The sequence below is a fragment of the Arthrobacter sp. Soil736 genome, assembly GCF_001428005.1.
GTDB lineage: Bacteria > Actinomycetota > Actinomycetes > Actinomycetales > Micrococcaceae > Arthrobacter.
On sequence record NZ_LMSB01000004.1, the window covers coordinates 1 to 16,669 of the forward strand.

The following is a 16,669-nucleotide window of genomic DNA, read 5'->3' on the forward strand; positions in this document are numbered from 1 at the left end:
AGGAAATAGAGGGGAACAGCGTAAGGCACGCCAATAATTTAGTGGCTACAAATGGTGATACAAAAGGAAATAGAGGGGAACAGCGTAAGGCACGCCAATAATTTAGTGGCTACAAATGGTGATACAAAAGAAGGGCCCCGGCCCGGAAACTCAACGATCCCCGGGCCACGGCCCCACGTAACTTCGGACTAGGGCGTCTTGCAGGTTCCCCGGTGGTTACCAGGTGGTGGCCTCCGAGCGCGACGCGAGCCATCGCCCGTCCGTGCGGATGAAATCCATGGTGAGCTGCAGCGGCCACTTGGCCCGGGACCCGTAGACCGCCGCGTCGGTGACGATCCTCCCGACCAGCCGGGCGGTGTCGCCGTCCACGTCGAGGGTCACGTCCTTCTCCTGGGCGTCGTGGTAGACAAACTGCCCGGCCCGCATCTGGGCCAGCCACTCCTGCTTGGCCTGGAGGTAGCCCGTCATGTGCGTCAGCGTGAAGTCGCCCGTGAGCAGCCCGCCGAGCACGTCGGTGTCGCCGTCCACCATGGCGCGCAGCTGCGCCCGGTAGTTGTCCAGGATTTCCGACCGGTCCTGGTCCGCTGCGTCGGTGGTCATCGCTTGCCGTTTCCTTTGTCCATGCCATCAACGCTATTGGCCCCGGCCCCGCTGCGGGAGGCCCTGCCGTTACCTGCCAGCAGGTGTGCAGGCCCCTGCGATGGAGGATAGTTTTGTGGCATGACGGCTAGCTACAGGTACGACGTCGAGGTGCTGCACCTTCTCGTGTCGCCGGCGCACGCCTACTTTGGCCGTGCCCGCGAGGGTGCGGCGGACGTCCCCACGGCCGATGCCGACCGGGTCGAGGTGGTGGCGGGCAAGGGCATCGTCGGTGACCGGTTCTTCGGCAAGGCCGCACACATGGATGCGGCGGTCACCGTGTTCGCGATCGAGGCGCTCGAAGCCATGGCCGCGGAGCTGGGCGTAGCCCCCTTCGACCCCCTGCTGACGCGGCGCAACGTGGTCCTCAGAGGGGCCCACCTGGCTCCGCTGATTGGAAATGACTTCGCGCTGGAGTCGCGCGGCGACCTGGTGCGGCTGAAGGCCGGGCGGCCCGCCCACCCCTGCGCCTGGATGGACCAGGTGCTGGCCCCCGGAGCGCACAAGGCCATGCGCGGACGGGGCGGCGTGCGCTGCCAGCCACTTTCGGACGGCATACTGCACCGCGGGCCGGCCGTGCCGATCAGCCCCGTGCCGCTCGACCCCGAGCGCGCAGGCGACCCCACGCTGCTGCAGCCGTCCCGGCTGCGGTGAACTCACACCTCGTTGTCGACGCAGCCAACGTGGTCGGGTCACGCCCGGACGGTTGGTGGCGCGACCGCAGAAAGGCTGCGCAGCGGCTCATTGACGGCCTGTCACATCTGGCGCAGCAGGGCATCGTTTCTTCCGAGGCCGGGGCAGGTGTGGAACGCACCTGGCCGGACATCGTCGTCGTGACCGAGGGACAGGCCAACGGCGCCGCCGATCCCCAGGAAAGGGTCAGGGTCGTGGCCGCCGAACGGGACGGCGACCAGGCAATAGTTGATACGGTCCGCGAGCTGATCACCGGCTCCGCGTCGGTGCAGGTGGTGACCGCCGACCGCGGACTCCGGAGCCGCGTCGAGGAACTGGGCGCCACCGTTGTGGGGCCAAGCTGGTTGCGGGCACACCTCCCGCAGGACTGACGGAGCGATGGGCACTGGGTCGAGGATGCGACCTGAGCGAAAATGGGGTCCATGACTCGGTATGTGATCACCCCGGACACCGCCCTGCGGCTTGCGCAGGACCAGACAGTGACCGGCGACGGGTGCCAGCTTGTGGCCCCGACGCTGCTCCGCTCGCAGGTCCTGTCGCTCCTCTACCAGGCGGTGCGGCGTGGCGAGTTATCGAAGACGGATGCCGCCCGGCAGCTCGACTATGTGCGGGGCCTGCGCATCCGGCTGCTCGGTGACCGGGTCCTTCAGGGCGCCGCCTGGAAGGTGGCCGACCAGCTCGGCTGGCCGGACACCCTCGACGCCGAATACATCGCCCTGACCCAACTGCAGGCCGATGCCCTGATCACCCTGGACGGGCAGCTCGCCCTTGCGGCCCGGGGCCTGGTCACGGTGGCGCCGATCGAAGCGCTGTACTGACCCACCCGCGGTGGGCGTCAGGGCCGGTCGACGCCGGTGCCGGGCAGCCAAAGTCAGTAGGACATTGACTGGGGTTCCACCCGGGTCCGCACCCGCGGACCCGGATGGAACCGCCCTAGCGCAAAATGACGGTGCGGTTGCCGAGCAGCAGGATTCTGCCCTCACAATGCCAGCGGACGGCGTTGCGGAGGGCCGCGCATTCGGCATCACGGCCCACCGCCACCAGGTCATCGGCGGTGTACGTGTGGTCCACGTCGATGACCTGCTGCGAAATGATCGGACCCTCATCGAGTTCGGCGTTGACGTAGTGCGCCGTGGCGCCCACGGTTTTTACGCCGCGGTCGTAAGCCTGGTGGTAGGGCTTCGCACCCTTGAAGCTGGGCAGGAACGAGTGGTGGATGTTGATGGTCCGCCCTGCCAGCTTGGCCGAAAGCCCGTCACTCAGGACCTGCATGTAGCGGGCCAGGACCACGAGCTCCACGTCGAATGCGTCGACGAGTTCCAGGAGCCGGGCTTCGGCGTCGGGCTTCGTGTCCTTCGTGACCGGGAGGTGGAAGAACGGGATGCCGTGCCACTGGACCAGCGCCTCCTGCTCGCGGTGGTTGGAGACCACGGCGACGATTTCAACGGGGATGTCGCCCGTGCGTGCCCTGAAGAGCAGGTCATTGAGGCAATGGCCCATTTTGGACACCATCACTAGGACGCGGCGTTTGCGGCCGTGCGGCTCCAGCTGCCAGTTCATCCGCCACTTCTCCGCCACAGGCGTGAAGTCCCGGCGCAGCTCCTCGGTGCTGAAGGACTCCTGCACCGAGGAGTCCAGTGCTGAGGGCGCCTGCGCCGAGGCGAAGTGGACGCGCATGAAGAAGTGCCCTTCCCCCTTGTCCCCGTACTGCTTGATGTCGATGATGTCGCAGCCGTGGCTGAGCAGGAATCCCGAGACCGCGTGGACGATGCCCGGAGCCTCGGCACAGTCGACGGTCATTACATGCTCGACGGTGGCGGCAGGTTCCTCCGCTTTCAGGACAGGACCATGCAGTGTCTGGGCGGCGCTCATTTCACCTTTCCGATTTCCCGCGCGGTGGCTGACTCTTGCTCCAGATCCTGGGTGAGTTCGGCCTGGAACGTCGCATAGCGGGCCAGGTGCGCCGGCCGCCGGCGCAGCACCAGCCAGGCGGCGCCGAGCAGGATGAACCAGACCGGCGTGACCAGGAGCGCCGTCAGGGTGTCCGGCTGCGTGGTCAGCGTCCAGAGCACGAAGGCGAAGAACGCGAAGACCACCCAGACCATGGGGACTCCGCCCGGCATCCGGTACTTGGACGCCTCATGCAGGTGCGGGCGGCGCCTGCGGAAGGCAATGTAGCTGGCCAGGATGATGGACCACACGAAGACGAAGCACACTGCCGACACGGTGGTCACCATGTCGAAGGCCTTGCCGATGTCCTGGCCCGCGTACATCAGCACCACGCCCGAGAGCAGGAGAACGCAGGACAGGAACAGGGCATTCTGCGGGACCTTGCGGCGCGACAGGGCGCTGAAGACGGACGGAGCGTCACCCTCCTGGGCCAGCCCGTACACCATGCGCGACGTCGAGTAGATGCCGGAGTTGGCGGAGGACATGGCCGAGCTGAGCACCACCAGGTTCACCATGGTGGCGGCGGCGCCCAGGCCTGCCAGGGAGAACATGGCGATGAACGGGCTGTGCCCGGCCTGGAACTGGGTCCAGGGGGTGACGGACATCAGGATGATGAGGGCGCCCACGTAGAAGAGCAGCACACGGATGGGGATGGAGTTGATGGCCTTGGGCAGGTTCTTCTCCGGGTCCTTGGCCTCTGCGGCCGTGGTGCCCACCAGTTCAATGCCCACAAAGGCGAAGACTGCGATCTGGAAACCGGCCACGAATCCCATGAACTCGTTCGGGAAGAAACCGCCGTGGCTCCACAGGTTCGTGAAGGTGGCAGGGCCGGCGTCGGACTGGAACCCGCTGAAAATCATGAACAGGCCCACCACGATCAGTGCCGCGATGGCGATGATCTTGATCAGCGCAAACCAGAACTCCGTCTCGCCGAACGCCTTCACCGTGGTGAGGTTCAGGAGCAGGAGGATAGCCACGGTGGCCAGGCCCGGGATCCACAGCGGCAGCGCCGGCCAGAGTTCCTTCGAATAGCCGGCAATGGCGATGACGTCCGCGATTCCCGTGATCACCCAGCAGAACCAGTAGGTCCAGCCCGTGAAGAACCCGGCCCAGGGACCGAGGAGGTCCGCCGCGAAATCGCTGAAGGATTTGTAGTTCAGGTTGCTCAGCAGCAGTTCGCCCATGGCCCGCATGACGAAGAACAGCATGAAGCCGATGATCATGTAGACGAAGATGACGGAGGGCCCCGCCGCGGATATGGTTTTGCCCGAGCCCATGAAGAGGCCGGTGCCGATTGCGCCGCCAATGGCGATCAGCTGGATGTGCCGGTTGCTGAGCTGGCGCTCAAGATGCGGCGTTTGCTGGGAAGTTACGGTTTCAGTTGTCACGTGCTGCTCCTCGAATCAATGCTTGCTGGAGTGCTGATGTTGACGCCTGACCCGGCCCGCCCGGAACCGAATCGAGGCTATTGAAGCTGTACAGATGGATGCCCGCGATGGTGCCGGGCTGGCTTTCCAGCCCGGACACCAGACCTTGTGGCGAGTAGCGGTCGCCACTCAGGAGTTTGCGGGCCAGCGGGCCCTTGCGGCTCAGGAACTTCAGGGAACTTCCGACGCCGATCTGCGCCGCCAGGGAGACCAGCTTGGTCCGCGGCACGGCCCCCGCCACGCCCGCCCAGACGGGCAGCCGCACGCCTTCGCGGCGCAGGAGCGCCGCGTAATCAAGGATTTTCGGCGCGGCGAAGCACATCTGCGTGACAACGTGCGAAGCCAGGTGCTGCTTGGCCAGCAGCGCGTCCAGCAGGTCCACGGGGCCAACGGAGGGGTGGCCCTCCGGGTAGCCCGCAACGCCTGCCCGCATCGCGCCGCCGGAGTACTGCGCGATGTCTTCCAGCATTGGAAGGGCGGACTCGTACGGGCCGGCTGGATTCTTCCGGTCTCCGCCGATGGCGAACACCTCGCCGATGCCGGCCACATTGCAGTCGCGGAGGATTCCGGTGAGGTCGGCACGGCTGTGCAGGCTCCGCGCCGCGAGGTGCGGGATCACGTTGTAACCGAGCACGCTCAGCTGTATCGCCGTGCGCATGGTCCGCTCGATGCCGTGATGGGGCAGGCACGTCACGCTGAGCGTTGTGGTCAAGGGCACCAGGGCCGTGACCCGCTCAACGATTCCCTCTGAAGGGATGATTTCGATTCTGATGGGGAACATCATTGGTCCTCTCTGAACATCAGGGTCTGTAAAGTCAGGCCGTGGCCGCGAGCAGTGAGCTGGCTTCCTGGCGGGTGCTGCCGGAGCTTTCGATGTGCGCGAGTTCGGCCGGGATTTCCCAGCCCTTCTTGCGCATSGCGGTGGCCCAGAGCCGGCCGGCACGGTAGGAGGACCGGACCAGGGGTCCGGACATGACGCCGAGGAAGCCGATCTCGTCCGCTTCCTGCTGSAGGTCGACGAATTCCTGCGGCTTGACCCAGCGGTCCACCGGRAGGTGSCGCTCGGACGGGCGCAGGTACTGGGTGATGGTGATCAGGTCGCAGCCGGCCTCGTGCAGGTCCCGCAGCGCCGCGGAGATCTCCTCGCGGGTCTCGCCCCTGGGTGATGGTGATCAGGTCGCAGCCGGCCTCGTGCAGGTCCCGCAGCGCCGCGGAGATCTCCTCGCGGGTCTCGCCCATGCCCAGGATCAGGTTGGACTTGGTCACCATGCCCAGGTTCCGGCCCTGGGTGATGACATCCAGGGACCGGTCGTAGCGGAACGCGGGGCGGATGCGCTTGAAGATCCGCGGCACGGTCTCGACGTTGTGGGCGAAGACCTCGGGCTTGGAGTCGCAGATCGCCTGGATGTGTTCGGGTTTGCCGGAGAAGTCCGGGATCAGGAGTTCGACGCCGGTGCCTGGGTTCAGTTCGTGGATCTTGCGGACCGTTTCGGCGTACAGCCAGACGCCCTCGTCGGCGAGGTCGTCCCGGGCCACGCCGGTGACGGTGGCGTAGCGCAGCTGCATCGCCTGGACCGAGCGGGCCACGCAGCGCCGCGGAGATCTCCTCGCGGGTCTCGCCCATGCCCAGGATCAGGTTGGACTTGGTCACCATGCCCAGGTTCCGGCCCTGGGTGATGACATCCAGCGAGCGGTCGTAGCGGAACGCCGGACGGATCCGCTTGAAGATCCGCGGCACCGTCTCGACGTTGTGCGCGAAGACCTCGGGCTTGGAATCGCAGATCGCCTCGATGTGTTCGGGCTTGCCGGAGAAGTCCGGGATCAGGAGCTCGACGCCGGTGCCCGGGTTCAGCTCGTGGATCTTGCGGACCGTCTCGGCGTACAGCCAGACGCCCTCGTCGGCGAGGTCGTCCCGGGCCACGCCGGTGACGGTGGCGTAGCGCAGCTGCATCGCCTGGACCGAGCGGGCCACCTTGGTGGCCTCGTCGGCGAGGTCGTCCCCGCTCGTGGATCTTGCGGACCGTCTCGGCGTACAGCCAGACGCCCTCGTCGGCGAGGTCGTCCCGGGCCACGCCGGTGACGGTGGCGTAGCGCAGCTGCATCGCCTGGACCGAGCGGGCCACCTTGGTGGGCTCGAACATGTCCACCGGGGAGGGCTTGCCGGTGTCGATCTGGCAGAAGTCGCAGCGCCGGGTGCATTCGGAGCCGCCGATCAGGAACGTGGCTTCCTTGTCTTCCCAGCACTCGAAGATGTTGGGGCAGCCGGCCTCCTCACACACGGTGTGGAGGCCCTCCTTCTTGACCAGGTTCTTGAGCTGGACGAACTCCGGGCCCATCTGGACCTTGGCCTTGATCCATCAGCCGGCCTCCTCACACACGGTGTGGAGGCCCTCCTTCTTGACCAGGTTCTTGAGCTGGACGAACTCCGGGCCCATCTGGACCTTGGCCTTGATCCACTCCGGCTTGCGCTCCACCGGGGTGGCCGCATTGCGCTGCTCGATACGCAGCATCTTCCGGCCTTCTGGTGCCAGTGTCATTGTTCTCTTTCCGTTGTGCGTGCGCCGGCATGCCGGCAAGACTTTGGTGCTGGTGCTGACCTGCCGGTCAGCACTCCACCACGTTCACGGCCAGGCCGCCCATGGCGGTTTCCTTGTATTTGGAGCTCATGTCCTTGCCCGTCTCGCGCATGGTCACGATCACCTCGTCGAGGGACACGCGGTGCGAACCGTCGCCCCAGAGCGCCATCTTGGCGGCGTTGATCGCCTTGGCGGCGGCGATGGCGTTCCGTTCGATGCAGGGCACCTGGACCAGCCCGCCGATCGGATCGCAGGTCAGGCCCAGGTTGTGTTCCATCGCGATCTCCGCGGCGTTCTCCACCTGCGCCGGGGTGCCGCCCATGACCTCGGCCAGGCCCGCTGCGGCCATGGACGACGCCGATCCCACCTCGCCCTGGCAGCCCACCTCGGCCCCCGAGATCGAGGCCTGTTCCTTGTACAGCACCCCGATGGCGCCGGCCGTCAGCAGGAACTTGACCACGACGTCGTCGCGGTCCTGCTGGGTCGCCTGCTCCATGCCGGGGGCGAAATGCAGCGCGTAGTAGAGCACGGCGGGGATGATGCCCGCGGCACCGTTGGTCGGCGCGGTGACCACGCGCCCGCCGGAGGCGTTTTCCTCGTTGACGGCCAGGGCGATCAGGTTCACCCATTCCTGCCAGTACTTCGGGTCCCGGTAGCCGGGATCATGGTCCCGGCTTTCCTTGAGGAGCCGCTCGTGCCAGTCGCTCGTGCCAGTCCGGCGCACGACGGCGGACCTTCAGCCCGCCGGGCAGCAGGCCCTCACGCTTCAGGCTGACTTCCACGCAGCCCTCCATGACCGAGTAGATGTGCAGCAGCCCCTCGCGGATCTCCTCCTCGGTGCGGCTGTCTTCTTCATTGATCCGCATGACATCGCTGATGCCCAGCGACGTGTTCTGGCAATGCTTGAGCAGCTCCGCCGCGGTCCGGAACGGCAGCGGCAGTTCCTTCTTGGACTCCTCAAGCTCCTGCTGAGCCGCGTCCTCCTCACCTTCCCGCACGATGAAGCCGCCGCCTACCGAGAAAAACGTGGCACTGTGCAGGACCTCGCCGCCGGCGTCGGAGACGGTGAAGGTCATGCCGTTGGTGTGCCGCGGCAGGATGGTCAGCGGGCGCAGGACCATGTCCTTGACCCCGTAGGGCAGCGGGACGGAACCGGCCAGCTGCAGGGTGCCTGTCTCGGCGATGGCGGCGAGCCGCTCCTCCACTTCCTCGGGCAGGATCAGATCGGGGTGGAAGCCTTCCAGGCCGAGCAGGATGGCCGTCATGGTGCCGTGGCCGTGCCCGGTGGCGGCCAGCGAGCCGTAGAGGTCAACCCGCAACGACGCCACGCTCGCCAACTGTCCGATGGACTTGAGCTCCTCGGCGAACACCGCGGCAGCCCGCATCGGGCCCACCGTGTGAGAACTGGATGGGCCTATTCCGATGGAAAAAAGGTCAAAGACTCCAACAGCCATTGTCGGTTCCTAACTAGATAAGTGGTCGGGTTGGGTGGTAGGAACTCTGAAGGAGGTGAGCAGACGGGCCCCTTTGGGGCCGGCATCCGGAAGCGTGCGTCTAAGGGAGCGTCACGTCCGCTCTGCGGGCGTCTTCGCGACCGAGCACGCGGAGGATGTCGGCCCCAACGGGCCAAAGGAGACCGTCAGCTAAGTGCCGCTACGGCCGGGTAGAGCGGGTGGGCTTCGGCGAGGGCCTCGACCCGGGAGCGCAGGCCCGACAGGTCGGTGCCGGCGTCGGCGATCAGGGCCTCGGCGATGATGTCCGCRACCTCCGCGAAGGCCGCCTCGCCGAACCCGCGGGTCGCCAGCGCCGGGGTGCCGATCCGCAGCCCCGAGGTGACCATCGGCGGACGCGGATCGAACGGCACCGCGTTGCGGTTGACCGTGATGTCGATCTCCGCGAGCCGGTCCTCGGCCTGCTGCCCGTCCAGCTCACAGTCGCGCAAATCCACCAGGACCAGGTGCACTGCGTTGCGGTTGACCGTGATGTCGATCTCCGCGAGCCGGTCCTCGGCCTGCTGCCCGTCCAGCTCACAGTCGCGCAAATCCACCAGGACCAGGTGCACGTCSGTKCCGCCGGAGATCACGCTGATCCCCTTGGCGGTGACGTCCGGCYGGACCAGCCGCTCGGCCAGGATCCGGGCACCGGCCAGCACCCGCTCCTGGCGCTCCTTGAACTCGGCCGAGGCGGCGATCTTGAACGCCACGGCCTTGCCCGCGATCACGTGCTCCAGCGGCCCGCCCTGCTGGCCCGGGAACACCGCCGAGTTGATCTTCTTGGCGATGCCGGCATCGTTGCTGAACGCCACGGCCTTGCCCGCGATCACGTGCTCCAGCGGCCCGCCCTGCTGGGCCGGCGATCTTGAACGCCACGGCCTTGCCCGCGATCACGTGCTCCAGCGGCCCGCCCTGCTGGCCCGGGAACACCGCCGAGTTGATCTTCTTGGCGATGCCGGCATCGTTGGACAGGATGATCCCGCCCCGCGGACCGGCCAGGGTCTTGTGCGTCGTCGACGTCGTCACGTGCGCATGCGGCACCGGGGACGGGTGCAGCCCCGCGGCCACGAGCCCGGCAAAGTGCGCCATGTCCACCATCAGATACGCCCCCACGGAGTCGGCGATCCGGCGGAACTCCGCGAAGTCCAGCTGCCGGGCATAGGCGGACCAGCCGGCCACRATCAGCGCCGGCCGGTGCTCCAGGGCCAGGCGCTCCACCTCGGCCATGTCGATCCGGTGGTCCTCCTCGCGGACCTGGTACGGRACSACGTTGTAGAGCCGGCCGGAGAAGTTGATCCGCATGCCGTGGGTCAGGTGCCCGCCGTGCGCCAGGTTCAGGCCCATGATGGTGTCGCCCGGCTTGATCAGCGCGTGCATCACCGAGGCGTTCGCCTGCGCCCCGGAGTGCGGCTGCACGTTCGCGTACTCCGCGCCGAACAGGGCCTTGACCCGGTCGATCGCCAGCTGCTCGATCACGTCCACGTGCTCGCAGCCGCCGTAGTACCGCTTGCCCGGGTACCCTTCGGCGTACTTGTTCGTCAGCACCGAGCCCTGCGCCTGCATCACCGCAACCGCGGTGTGGTTCTCCGACGCGATCATCTCCAGCCCGCCGCGCTGCCGGGTCAGCTCGTCATCGATCTTCGCCGCGATCTCCGGATCCAGCGCCGACAGCTCCGCGTCCAGGGACGGGGACACGACCTGCTCAAACGCGGCCGTTACGGCAGCGACCCCGCTCACAGCTCGCCGCCGTTGGCTGCCGCGTACTCTTCAGCTGACATGAGCGGGCCCTCGTCAGTCACGGCCACCTTGAACAGCCAGCCGGCACCATACGGATCGCTGTTGATCAGCGCCGGATCCGAAACAACCTCATCATTGATCTCGACAACCTCGCCCGTCACCGGGGCATACAGGTCCGAAACGGACTTGGTGGACTCCACCTCGCCGCACGTCTCCCCCGCGGTCACGGCCGAGCCCACCTCCGGCAGGTCCACGTAAACGATGTCGCCCAAGGCATCGGCAGCCACGGCGGAAATTCCAATCCCCGCAGGGCCGGACCCGTCAGCAGCAACCCACTCGTGCTCTGCGGAGTACTTCAGTTCAGCAACTACTTTGCTCATGTTTCTCAATCCTTAAAGTTCGTGGTTCCAACTCGTAAATCTTGTTGTCCGGTTTGGGGGCGGGGAACCGAGGTGACCGTCAAGGTCCCCTTCGGGACCGGCATCCGGAAGCGTGCGTCTAAGGGAGCGTCACGCCGGCCCAGCCGGCGTCTTCGCGACCGAGCACGCGGAGGATGTCGGTCCCGACGGGACCTACTTGTCCCGCTTGTAGAACGGCAGTGCGACGACTTCGAACGGCTCCGCCTTGCCGCGCAGATCGATGTCCAGGGCGGTGCCGGGCTCGGTGAACTCGACGTCGACATAAGCCATGGCGACCGGGTAGCCAAGCGTGGGGCTGGGCTGGCCGGAGGTCACTTCGCCAACGACGTTGCCGTCCTTGAGCACCGGGTAGTGGCCGCGGCCGGCCCGGCGGCCCAGTCCCTTGAGACCGACCAGCTTGCGTCCGCTCGTGGAACCGGCGCCGGCTGCCTTGAGCTCGCCCAGGGCAGCCTTTCCGACGAAGTCCGATTCCTTGGCGAGCGAGACAACCGGTCCCAGGCCTGCGGCGTAGGGGTTGCCGTCGCGGGAGAGCTCATTGCCGTACAGCGGCATGCCGGCTTCAAGGCGCAGCGAGTCGCGGCAGGCCAGGCCGGCGGGGATGAGCCCGTGGCCGGCACCGGTTTCCAGCAATGCCTCCCACAGGCCCGCTGCGTCCCCATTGGGAATGTAGATTTCGAAGCCGTCCTCGCCGGTGTACCCGGTCCGGGCCAGCAGCAGCTCCTGACCGTTGATTTCGACCTCAACCGCGGCGTAGTACTTGAGCTCCGTGACGAGCGAGTGCTGCTCGGCCGGCACCAGCGTCAGCAGAATGGCCTCTGCGTTCGGGCCCTGAACGGCGATCAGGGAAGTCTCGGCAGAAACGTCCTCCACCGTGACGTCGAAGCCCGCGGCCCTTTCGGCCAGCGCTGCGGCGACCACCACGGCGTTGCCGGCGTTCGGGACCACGAGGTACTTCTCCTCGCCCCGGCGGTAGGAGATCAGGTCATCGATGATGCCGCCGTCTTCCTGGCAGATCAGCGAGTACTTGGCCTTGCCGACGGCGACCGCTGACAGCTTGCCGGCCAGGGCGTAGTCCAGGAAGGCCGCGGCGTCCGGGCCGGTCACCCAGACCTCGCCCATGTGGGAGAGGTCGAACAGGCCGGCGGCGTTGCGTACGGCGTGGTGCTCGGCCAGTTCGGAGCTGTACTTGAGCGGCATCTGCCAGCCACCGAAGTCGGTGAAGGAGGCGCCGGCCTTCTTGTGCTCTTCGTAGAGCGCGGTGTAGTTCTCAGTCATGGGAAAGTGCCTTTCAATCTGGTGATTGAGCTGGTCGAAATCAGTTTTCGAAGTCTTCGAGGGGCGGGCAGGAGCAGACCAGGTTGCGGTCCCCTGCCGCGCCGTCGATGCGGCCTACCGGCGGGAAGTACTTGTCCTGCCTGAGCGTGTGCACGGGGAACGCGGCCTGCTCGCGCGGGTACTTGCGGGCCCAGTCGGAGGAGACGACGGCGGCAGCCGTGTGCGGCGCGTTGCGCAGCGGGGAGTCCTCCAGGGTGAAGTCCCCGGCGGCCACCTGCTCGATCTCGGCGTGGATGGTGATCATCGCGTCGATGAAGCGGTCGATCTCCGCGAGGTCCTCGGACTCGGTGGGCTCCACCATGAGCGTGCCGGCAACCGGGAACGCCAGCGTGGGCGCGTGGAAGCCGAAGTCGATGAGGCGCTTGGCCACATCCTCGGCGGTGACGCCGGTCCTGGCCGTCAGCTCACGCAGGTCCAGGATGCACTCGTGCGCCACGAGCCCGCCTTCGCCTGTGTACAGAACCGGGAAGAACTCGTTCAGGCGGGAGGCGATGTAGTTGGCCGCCAGCAGCGCCGACTTGGTGGCCTCGGTCAGGCCCGCGCCGCCCATGAGCCTCACGTAGGCCCAGGAAATCGGCAGGACGCCGGCGGACCCGTACCGGGAGGCAGAGATCGCAACTCCGTGCCCGGCCTCGTGCGCGGCCTTGTTGGCATCGCCCGGCATGAACGGAGCCAGGTGCGCCTTCGCAGCGACCGGGCCCACGCCGGGACCGCCGCCGCCGTGCGGGATGCAGAAGGTCTTGTGCAAGTTCAGGTGGGACACGTCGCCGCCGAACTTGCCCGGCTGGGCCAGTCCGACGAGGGCGTTGAGGTTGGCGCCGTCCACGTAGACCTGGCCGCCGGCGGCGTGGACCGAGTCACAGACCTCGCGCACGTCGGCGTCGTACACCCCATGGGTGGACGGGTAGGTGATCATGATCGCGGACAGGGCGTCCTTGTGCAGCTCGATCTTGGCGTTCAGGTCGGCGTGGTCGATGGTGCCGTCGGCCGCGGTGGCCACCACCACGACCTTCATGCCGGCCAGGACCGCGGAGGCCGCGTTGGTGCCGTGCGCGGAAGCCGGGATGAGGCAGACATTGCGCTGGGCATCGCCGCGGGAGAGGTGGTAGCCGCGGATGGCCAGCAGGCCCGCGAGCTCGCCCTGGGACCCGGCGTTGGGCTGGATGGAGACCTGGTCGTAACCGGTGATCTCGGTGAGGTCCGATTCCAGGCCCTCGATCAGTTCCCGCCAGCCTTCGGTCTGGGAGTCCGGGGCGAAGGGGTGGATGGAGGCGAATTCGGGCCAGGAGATGGCTTCCATCTCGGCCGTGGCGTTCAGCTTCATGGTGCACGAACCCAGCGGGATCATGGTGCGGTCCAGGGCGAGGTCGCGGTCGGAGAGCTTGCGGATGTAGCGCAGCAGCTGAGTCTCGGAGCGGTGCGTGTTGAACACCGGGTGCTGCAGGAAATCTGAGGAACGCAGCACAGCCTCGGGCAGCTCGAAGCCCTTGGCCTCCACCACCGGACCGGCGCCTAAGGCGACGACCACCGCGGAGAGGACCTCCGCCGTCGTCGTCTCATCGACTGACACGCCAACCGTGTCCGCATCGATGAAACGCAGGTTGATGCCCCGGGCCTCGGCTGCGGTGATGACCTTCCGGGCCTTACCCGAAACGCGGACAGTAAGGGTGTCGAAGAAGGACTCGCTCACCAGTTCCCGGCCTGCGACCTTGAGCGTGGCGGCGAGGGACCGGGCGTTGTTGTGGACGGTCTCGGCGATGGCCTTCAGGCCGTCGGGGCCGTGGTAGACCGCGTACATCGACGAGACGATGGCCAGCAGCGCCTGCGCGGTGCAGATGTTGGACGTGGCCTTTTCACGGCGGATGTGCTGCTCGCGGGTCTGCAGGGCCAGGCGGTACGCAGGGACGCCGGCGTTGTCCTTGGAGACGCCGACAATGCGGCCGGGGAGGGTGCGTTCCATGCCTTCGCGCACGGCCATGTAGGCCGCGTGCGGGCCGCCGAAGAACAGCGGCACGCCCAGGCGCTGCGTGGAGCCGACGGCGATGTCCGCGCCCTGCTCCCCCGGAGGGGTGATCAGCGTCAGGGCCAGAAGGTCCGCTGCCACGGTGACCAGGGCACCCCGGTCCTTGGCCTCGGCGATCGCGGCGGACTGGTCCCAGACCCGGCCGGAAACACCGGGCTGCTGGAGGACAACGCCGTTGATGTCGCCGTCGGGCAGGCCCTGGGACAGGTCCGCGACCTCAACGTCGAAGCCGAGCGCCTCGGCGCGGCCCTGCACGATGGCGATGGTCTGCGGGAGGCAGTCGGCGTCGAGGACGGTCTTGCCGTCGCGGGACGTCTTATTCTTGTTGGCGCGGCGCATCAGCAGCACGGCCTCGGCGACGGCGGTGGCCTCGTCGAGGAGGGACGCATTGGCGACCGGGAGTGCAGTGAGGTCCTGGACCATGGTCTGGAAATTCAGCAGTGCCTCGAGCCGGCCCTGGGAGATCTCCGGCTGGTAGGGGGTGTAAGCCGTGTACCAGGCGGGGGCTTCGAGGATGTTGCGGCGGATCACCGGCGGCGTGACGGTGTCGTAGTAGCCCTGGCCGATCATCTGCACGGCCGTCTTGTTCTTGGAAGCCAGCTTGCGCAGCTCGGCCAGCACCTGAACTTCGCTGAGGGCGCTGTCCAGGCTGAGCGGCTTTTCCTGGCGAATTGAAGCGGGGACTGCGTTGTCAACGAGGCCATCTACGCTGTCGTAGCCGACGGCCTTGAGCATGGTGTCGATGTCTGTTTGGCGGCGCGCACCGATATGACGGTCTGCGAACGTGGACGGGGACGAATGAATCGTCATTGAGGAACTCCATAATTCAGGTGGCACAAAGCGCCACGATGATTCGGGTTCCTCCCCGCTCTGTATTGGACCTGAGAGTTTCCGCGTTGCCTGCTGTTAACAGGCGCCACTTGCACCGTCGGTGAGCCCGGTTTCCCGGACTGCTTTCCAGAGTTGCCTTGCCGCGGCGGTACGTGGGCCTGAGAGATTCCTGGGGAGGATTTGCTCCTACGGCGCCTGCTGAACGTACCGGCAGGACTCTCCCGCCGCAGATCATAAGCTGTGCCACTGGTGGGTGACACGGCTCACACCATATCTGCTCCCGCGGCCGGATGCAAAATTTGCGTTATATAAGTGGGCTATTGTCACGCAGGCAGGGAGTTAGTAATGTGCGGTCAACCGGACTTTAGGCCGCATCAGGCGGCGCCCGGAACGGCGCTGCCGTCAGGGGCTACGCCCCGTACATTAAGGCGCCCGGTCACCGCACTGGCCGGCAATGCGGAACACAGGACGCTACGCTTCCATTCAAGGGAGAACCTGATGTTAGGCACCAGAAGCCGCCTCGCCGCCGTCGCTCTTGCCGCCGCCCTCGTGACCGTAGCCGCCCCCGCGCAAGCAGCCCCCGCCACGCTCGTGAGCGCGGGACCGGGAATCCTCGTCGCCGACGGCGCCGCGGTGGATGTTCCCGTCACCTTCGTGTGCGACACCGACCCCGCCCTGATCATCGCAATACCCGTCGTCCAACTCACCCAAAGAGTCAGCGACGGACGGATCGCCGGCGGCGGCGGAAACGATCAGATCAGCTGCACCAAGAAGGCCCAAACAGTCACCATAAGGGTGGTTCCAAATGTGATGGCGTTCAACGAAGGCGCCGCCGCAGCTACGGTCTTCCTGCAAAGCTGCAGCGCGCAATTCCAGTGCTCCGCCGTCATTATCACCACCGAAATAACGCTCGCCAAACCCGCCGGTGCCGGGCTTCCGCCCCAACGATAAACCTAGGAGCTGGCCGTCCCTGCCAATTCGTCCTGGCGGCCATCGGAAAGTTCCAGCTGCCGGACGATTCCGTCCACCAGCGACGCCGGGTCATCGAGGATGTCCGCCACTATGTGGGCCTCGTCGAACGCCAGCGGTTCGAGCGTGGCCAGCTGGGAAGCCAGCAGGCTGCTGGGCATGTATTCGTGCGCCCTGCTGCTCAGCCGGCCGGAGATTGTGGCTGCCTCGCCGGACAGGTGGACGAACACGAGGTCCGGTGCGAAGCTGCGCAGCAGGTCGCGGTAGCTGCGCTTGAGCGCCGAGCAGGCGATGATGCGGGAGCCGGCGCCGTCCCCCGGCGTTGCCAGCGCAGTACCGATTTCGGCGAGCCATGGCGCCCGGTCGTCGTCGTCCAGCGGGATGCCGGCGGCCATCTTTGCCTTGTTGGCGGGCGGATGAAAGTCGTCTCCGTCGAAGAAGGGAACGCCCAGCCGCTCCCCAAGGAGGGCGCCGATGGTGGACTTTCCGCAGCCGGAGACGCCCATGACAACCAGGGGCGGCAGATTCGTGATCATGGTGTTCTTCCTTGAATGGTTCTTGCCGCCTGCGGCGATGC

At 66.7% G+C, this 16,669-nt stretch carries 12 protein-coding genes, 6 pseudogenes and 1 riboswitch; of the genes and pseudogenes, 4 read left to right on the top strand and 14 right to left on the bottom strand.

What is annotated here, in order from left to right:
- Window positions 1-216 precede the first annotated feature (216 nt).
- Window positions 217-600, bottom strand: a complete 384-nt coding sequence (locus tag ASG92_RS03735; RefSeq protein ID WP_056624691.1) for a nuclear transport factor 2 family protein — start codon at window positions 598-600, stop codon at window positions 217-219.
- A gap of 120 nt (window positions 601-720) precedes the next feature.
- Between ASG92_RS03735 and ASG92_RS03740 the strand changes: the two genes are divergently transcribed.
- Genes ASG92_RS03740 through ASG92_RS03750 form a run of 3 tightly spaced genes read left to right on the top strand, consistent with a single transcriptional unit; the run spans window position 721 to window position 2,150 of the window.
- A complete protein-coding gene (locus ASG92_RS03740; RefSeq protein WP_056624692.1) occupies window positions 721-1,293 on the top strand; it encodes an MOSC domain-containing protein in 573 nt (190 codons plus the stop codon).
- On the top strand, window positions 1,290-1,703 hold the full coding sequence (locus ASG92_RS03745; RefSeq protein ID WP_056624695.1) for a hypothetical protein: 414 nt from the start codon (window positions 1,290-1,292) through the stop codon (window positions 1,701-1,703). Before ASG92_RS03740 ends, ASG92_RS03745 begins: the two co-directional genes overlap by 4 nt.
- A gap of 51 nt (window positions 1,704-1,754) precedes the next feature.
- Window positions 1,755-2,150, top strand: a complete 396-nt coding sequence (locus tag ASG92_RS03750) for a type II toxin-antitoxin system VapC family toxin (protein ID WP_056624981.1) — start codon at window positions 1,755-1,757, stop codon at window positions 2,148-2,150.
- A gap of 115 nt (window positions 2,151-2,265) precedes the next feature.
- On the opposite strand, the gene purU is transcribed toward ASG92_RS03750, so the two are convergent.
- From purU to gcvP, 12 genes and pseudogenes are all read right to left on the bottom strand, one after another.
- On the bottom strand, window positions 2,266-3,204 hold the full coding sequence (gene purU, locus ASG92_RS03755) for a formyltetrahydrofolate deformylase (RefSeq protein WP_056624697.1): 939 nt from the start codon (window positions 3,202-3,204) through the stop codon (window positions 2,266-2,268).
- Window positions 3,201-4,670, bottom strand: a complete 1,470-nt coding sequence (gene cycA, locus ASG92_RS03760; protein WP_056624699.1) for a D-serine/D-alanine/glycine transporter — start codon at window positions 4,668-4,670, stop codon at window positions 3,201-3,203. The genes purU and cycA overlap by 4 nt, the downstream gene beginning before the upstream one ends.
- Window positions 4,660-5,493, bottom strand: coding sequence for a methylenetetrahydrofolate reductase (locus ASG92_RS03765; protein WP_082579283.1), 834 nt, complete (start codon window positions 5,491-5,493; stop codon window positions 4,660-4,662). The genes cycA and ASG92_RS03765 overlap by 11 nt, the downstream gene beginning before the upstream one ends.
- A 31-nt stretch (window positions 5,494-5,524) precedes the next feature.
- Window positions 5,525-6,296 (bottom strand): annotated as a pseudogene (locus tag ASG92_RS03770) (radical SAM protein); the annotation flags it as partial.
- Window positions 6,297-6,357: 61 nt separating this feature from the next.
- Window positions 6,358-6,684 (bottom strand): annotated as a pseudogene (locus ASG92_RS03775) (lipoyl synthase); the annotation flags it as partial.
- Window positions 6,685-6,712: 28 nt separating this feature from the next.
- Window positions 6,713-7,246, bottom strand: a pseudogene (locus ASG92_RS03780) (hypothetical protein); the annotation flags it as partial.
- A gap of 67 nt (window positions 7,247-7,313) precedes the next feature.
- Window positions 7,314-8,739: pseudogene (locus tag ASG92_RS03785) on the bottom strand (L-serine ammonia-lyase).
- Between the two features lie 185 nt (window positions 8,740-8,924).
- Window positions 8,925-9,581: pseudogene (locus tag ASG92_RS03790) on the bottom strand (hypothetical protein); the annotation flags it as partial.
- Window positions 9,582-9,636: 55 nt separating this feature from the next.
- Window positions 9,637-10,515, bottom strand: a pseudogene (gene glyA, locus ASG92_RS03795) (serine hydroxymethyltransferase); the annotation flags it as partial.
- Entirely contained in the window at window positions 10,512-10,895 is a 384-nt protein-coding gene (gene gcvH / locus ASG92_RS03800; RefSeq protein WP_056624702.1) for a glycine cleavage system protein GcvH, read from the bottom strand. The pseudogene glyA and the gene gcvH, both read right to left, overlap by 4 nt.
- 192 nt (window positions 10,896-11,087) lie before the next feature.
- The gene (gene gcvT / locus ASG92_RS03805) at window positions 11,088-12,209 is read right to left on the bottom strand and encodes a glycine cleavage system aminomethyltransferase GcvT (protein ID WP_056624706.1); all 1,122 of its coding nucleotides are present in this window, start codon (window positions 12,207-12,209) and stop codon (window positions 11,088-11,090) included.
- A gap of 40 nt (window positions 12,210-12,249) precedes the next feature.
- Complete coding sequence (gene gcvP, locus ASG92_RS03810) at window positions 12,250-15,102, bottom strand: aminomethyl-transferring glycine dehydrogenase (protein WP_056624707.1); 2,853 nt, start codon at window positions 15,100-15,102, stop codon at window positions 12,250-12,252.
- 157 nt (window positions 15,103-15,259) lie between these two features.
- Window positions 15,260-15,357, bottom strand: a riboswitch (glycine riboswitch).
- Between the two features lie 264 nt (window positions 15,358-15,621).
- Between gcvP and ASG92_RS03815 the strand changes: the two genes are divergently transcribed.
- Complete coding sequence (locus ASG92_RS03815) at window positions 15,622-16,074, top strand: hypothetical protein (protein ID WP_056624708.1); 453 nt, start codon at window positions 15,622-15,624, stop codon at window positions 16,072-16,074.
- A 2-nt stretch (window positions 16,075-16,076) separates the two neighbouring features.
- Here the strand turns inward: ASG92_RS03815 and ASG92_RS03820 are convergent, their stop codons facing one another.
- Window positions 16,077-16,628 (bottom strand): gluconokinase, encoded by a 552-nt coding sequence (locus tag ASG92_RS03820; RefSeq protein WP_056624717.1) that lies wholly within the window; start codon window positions 16,626-16,628, stop codon window positions 16,077-16,079.
- Window positions 16,629-16,669 lie beyond the last annotated feature (41 nt).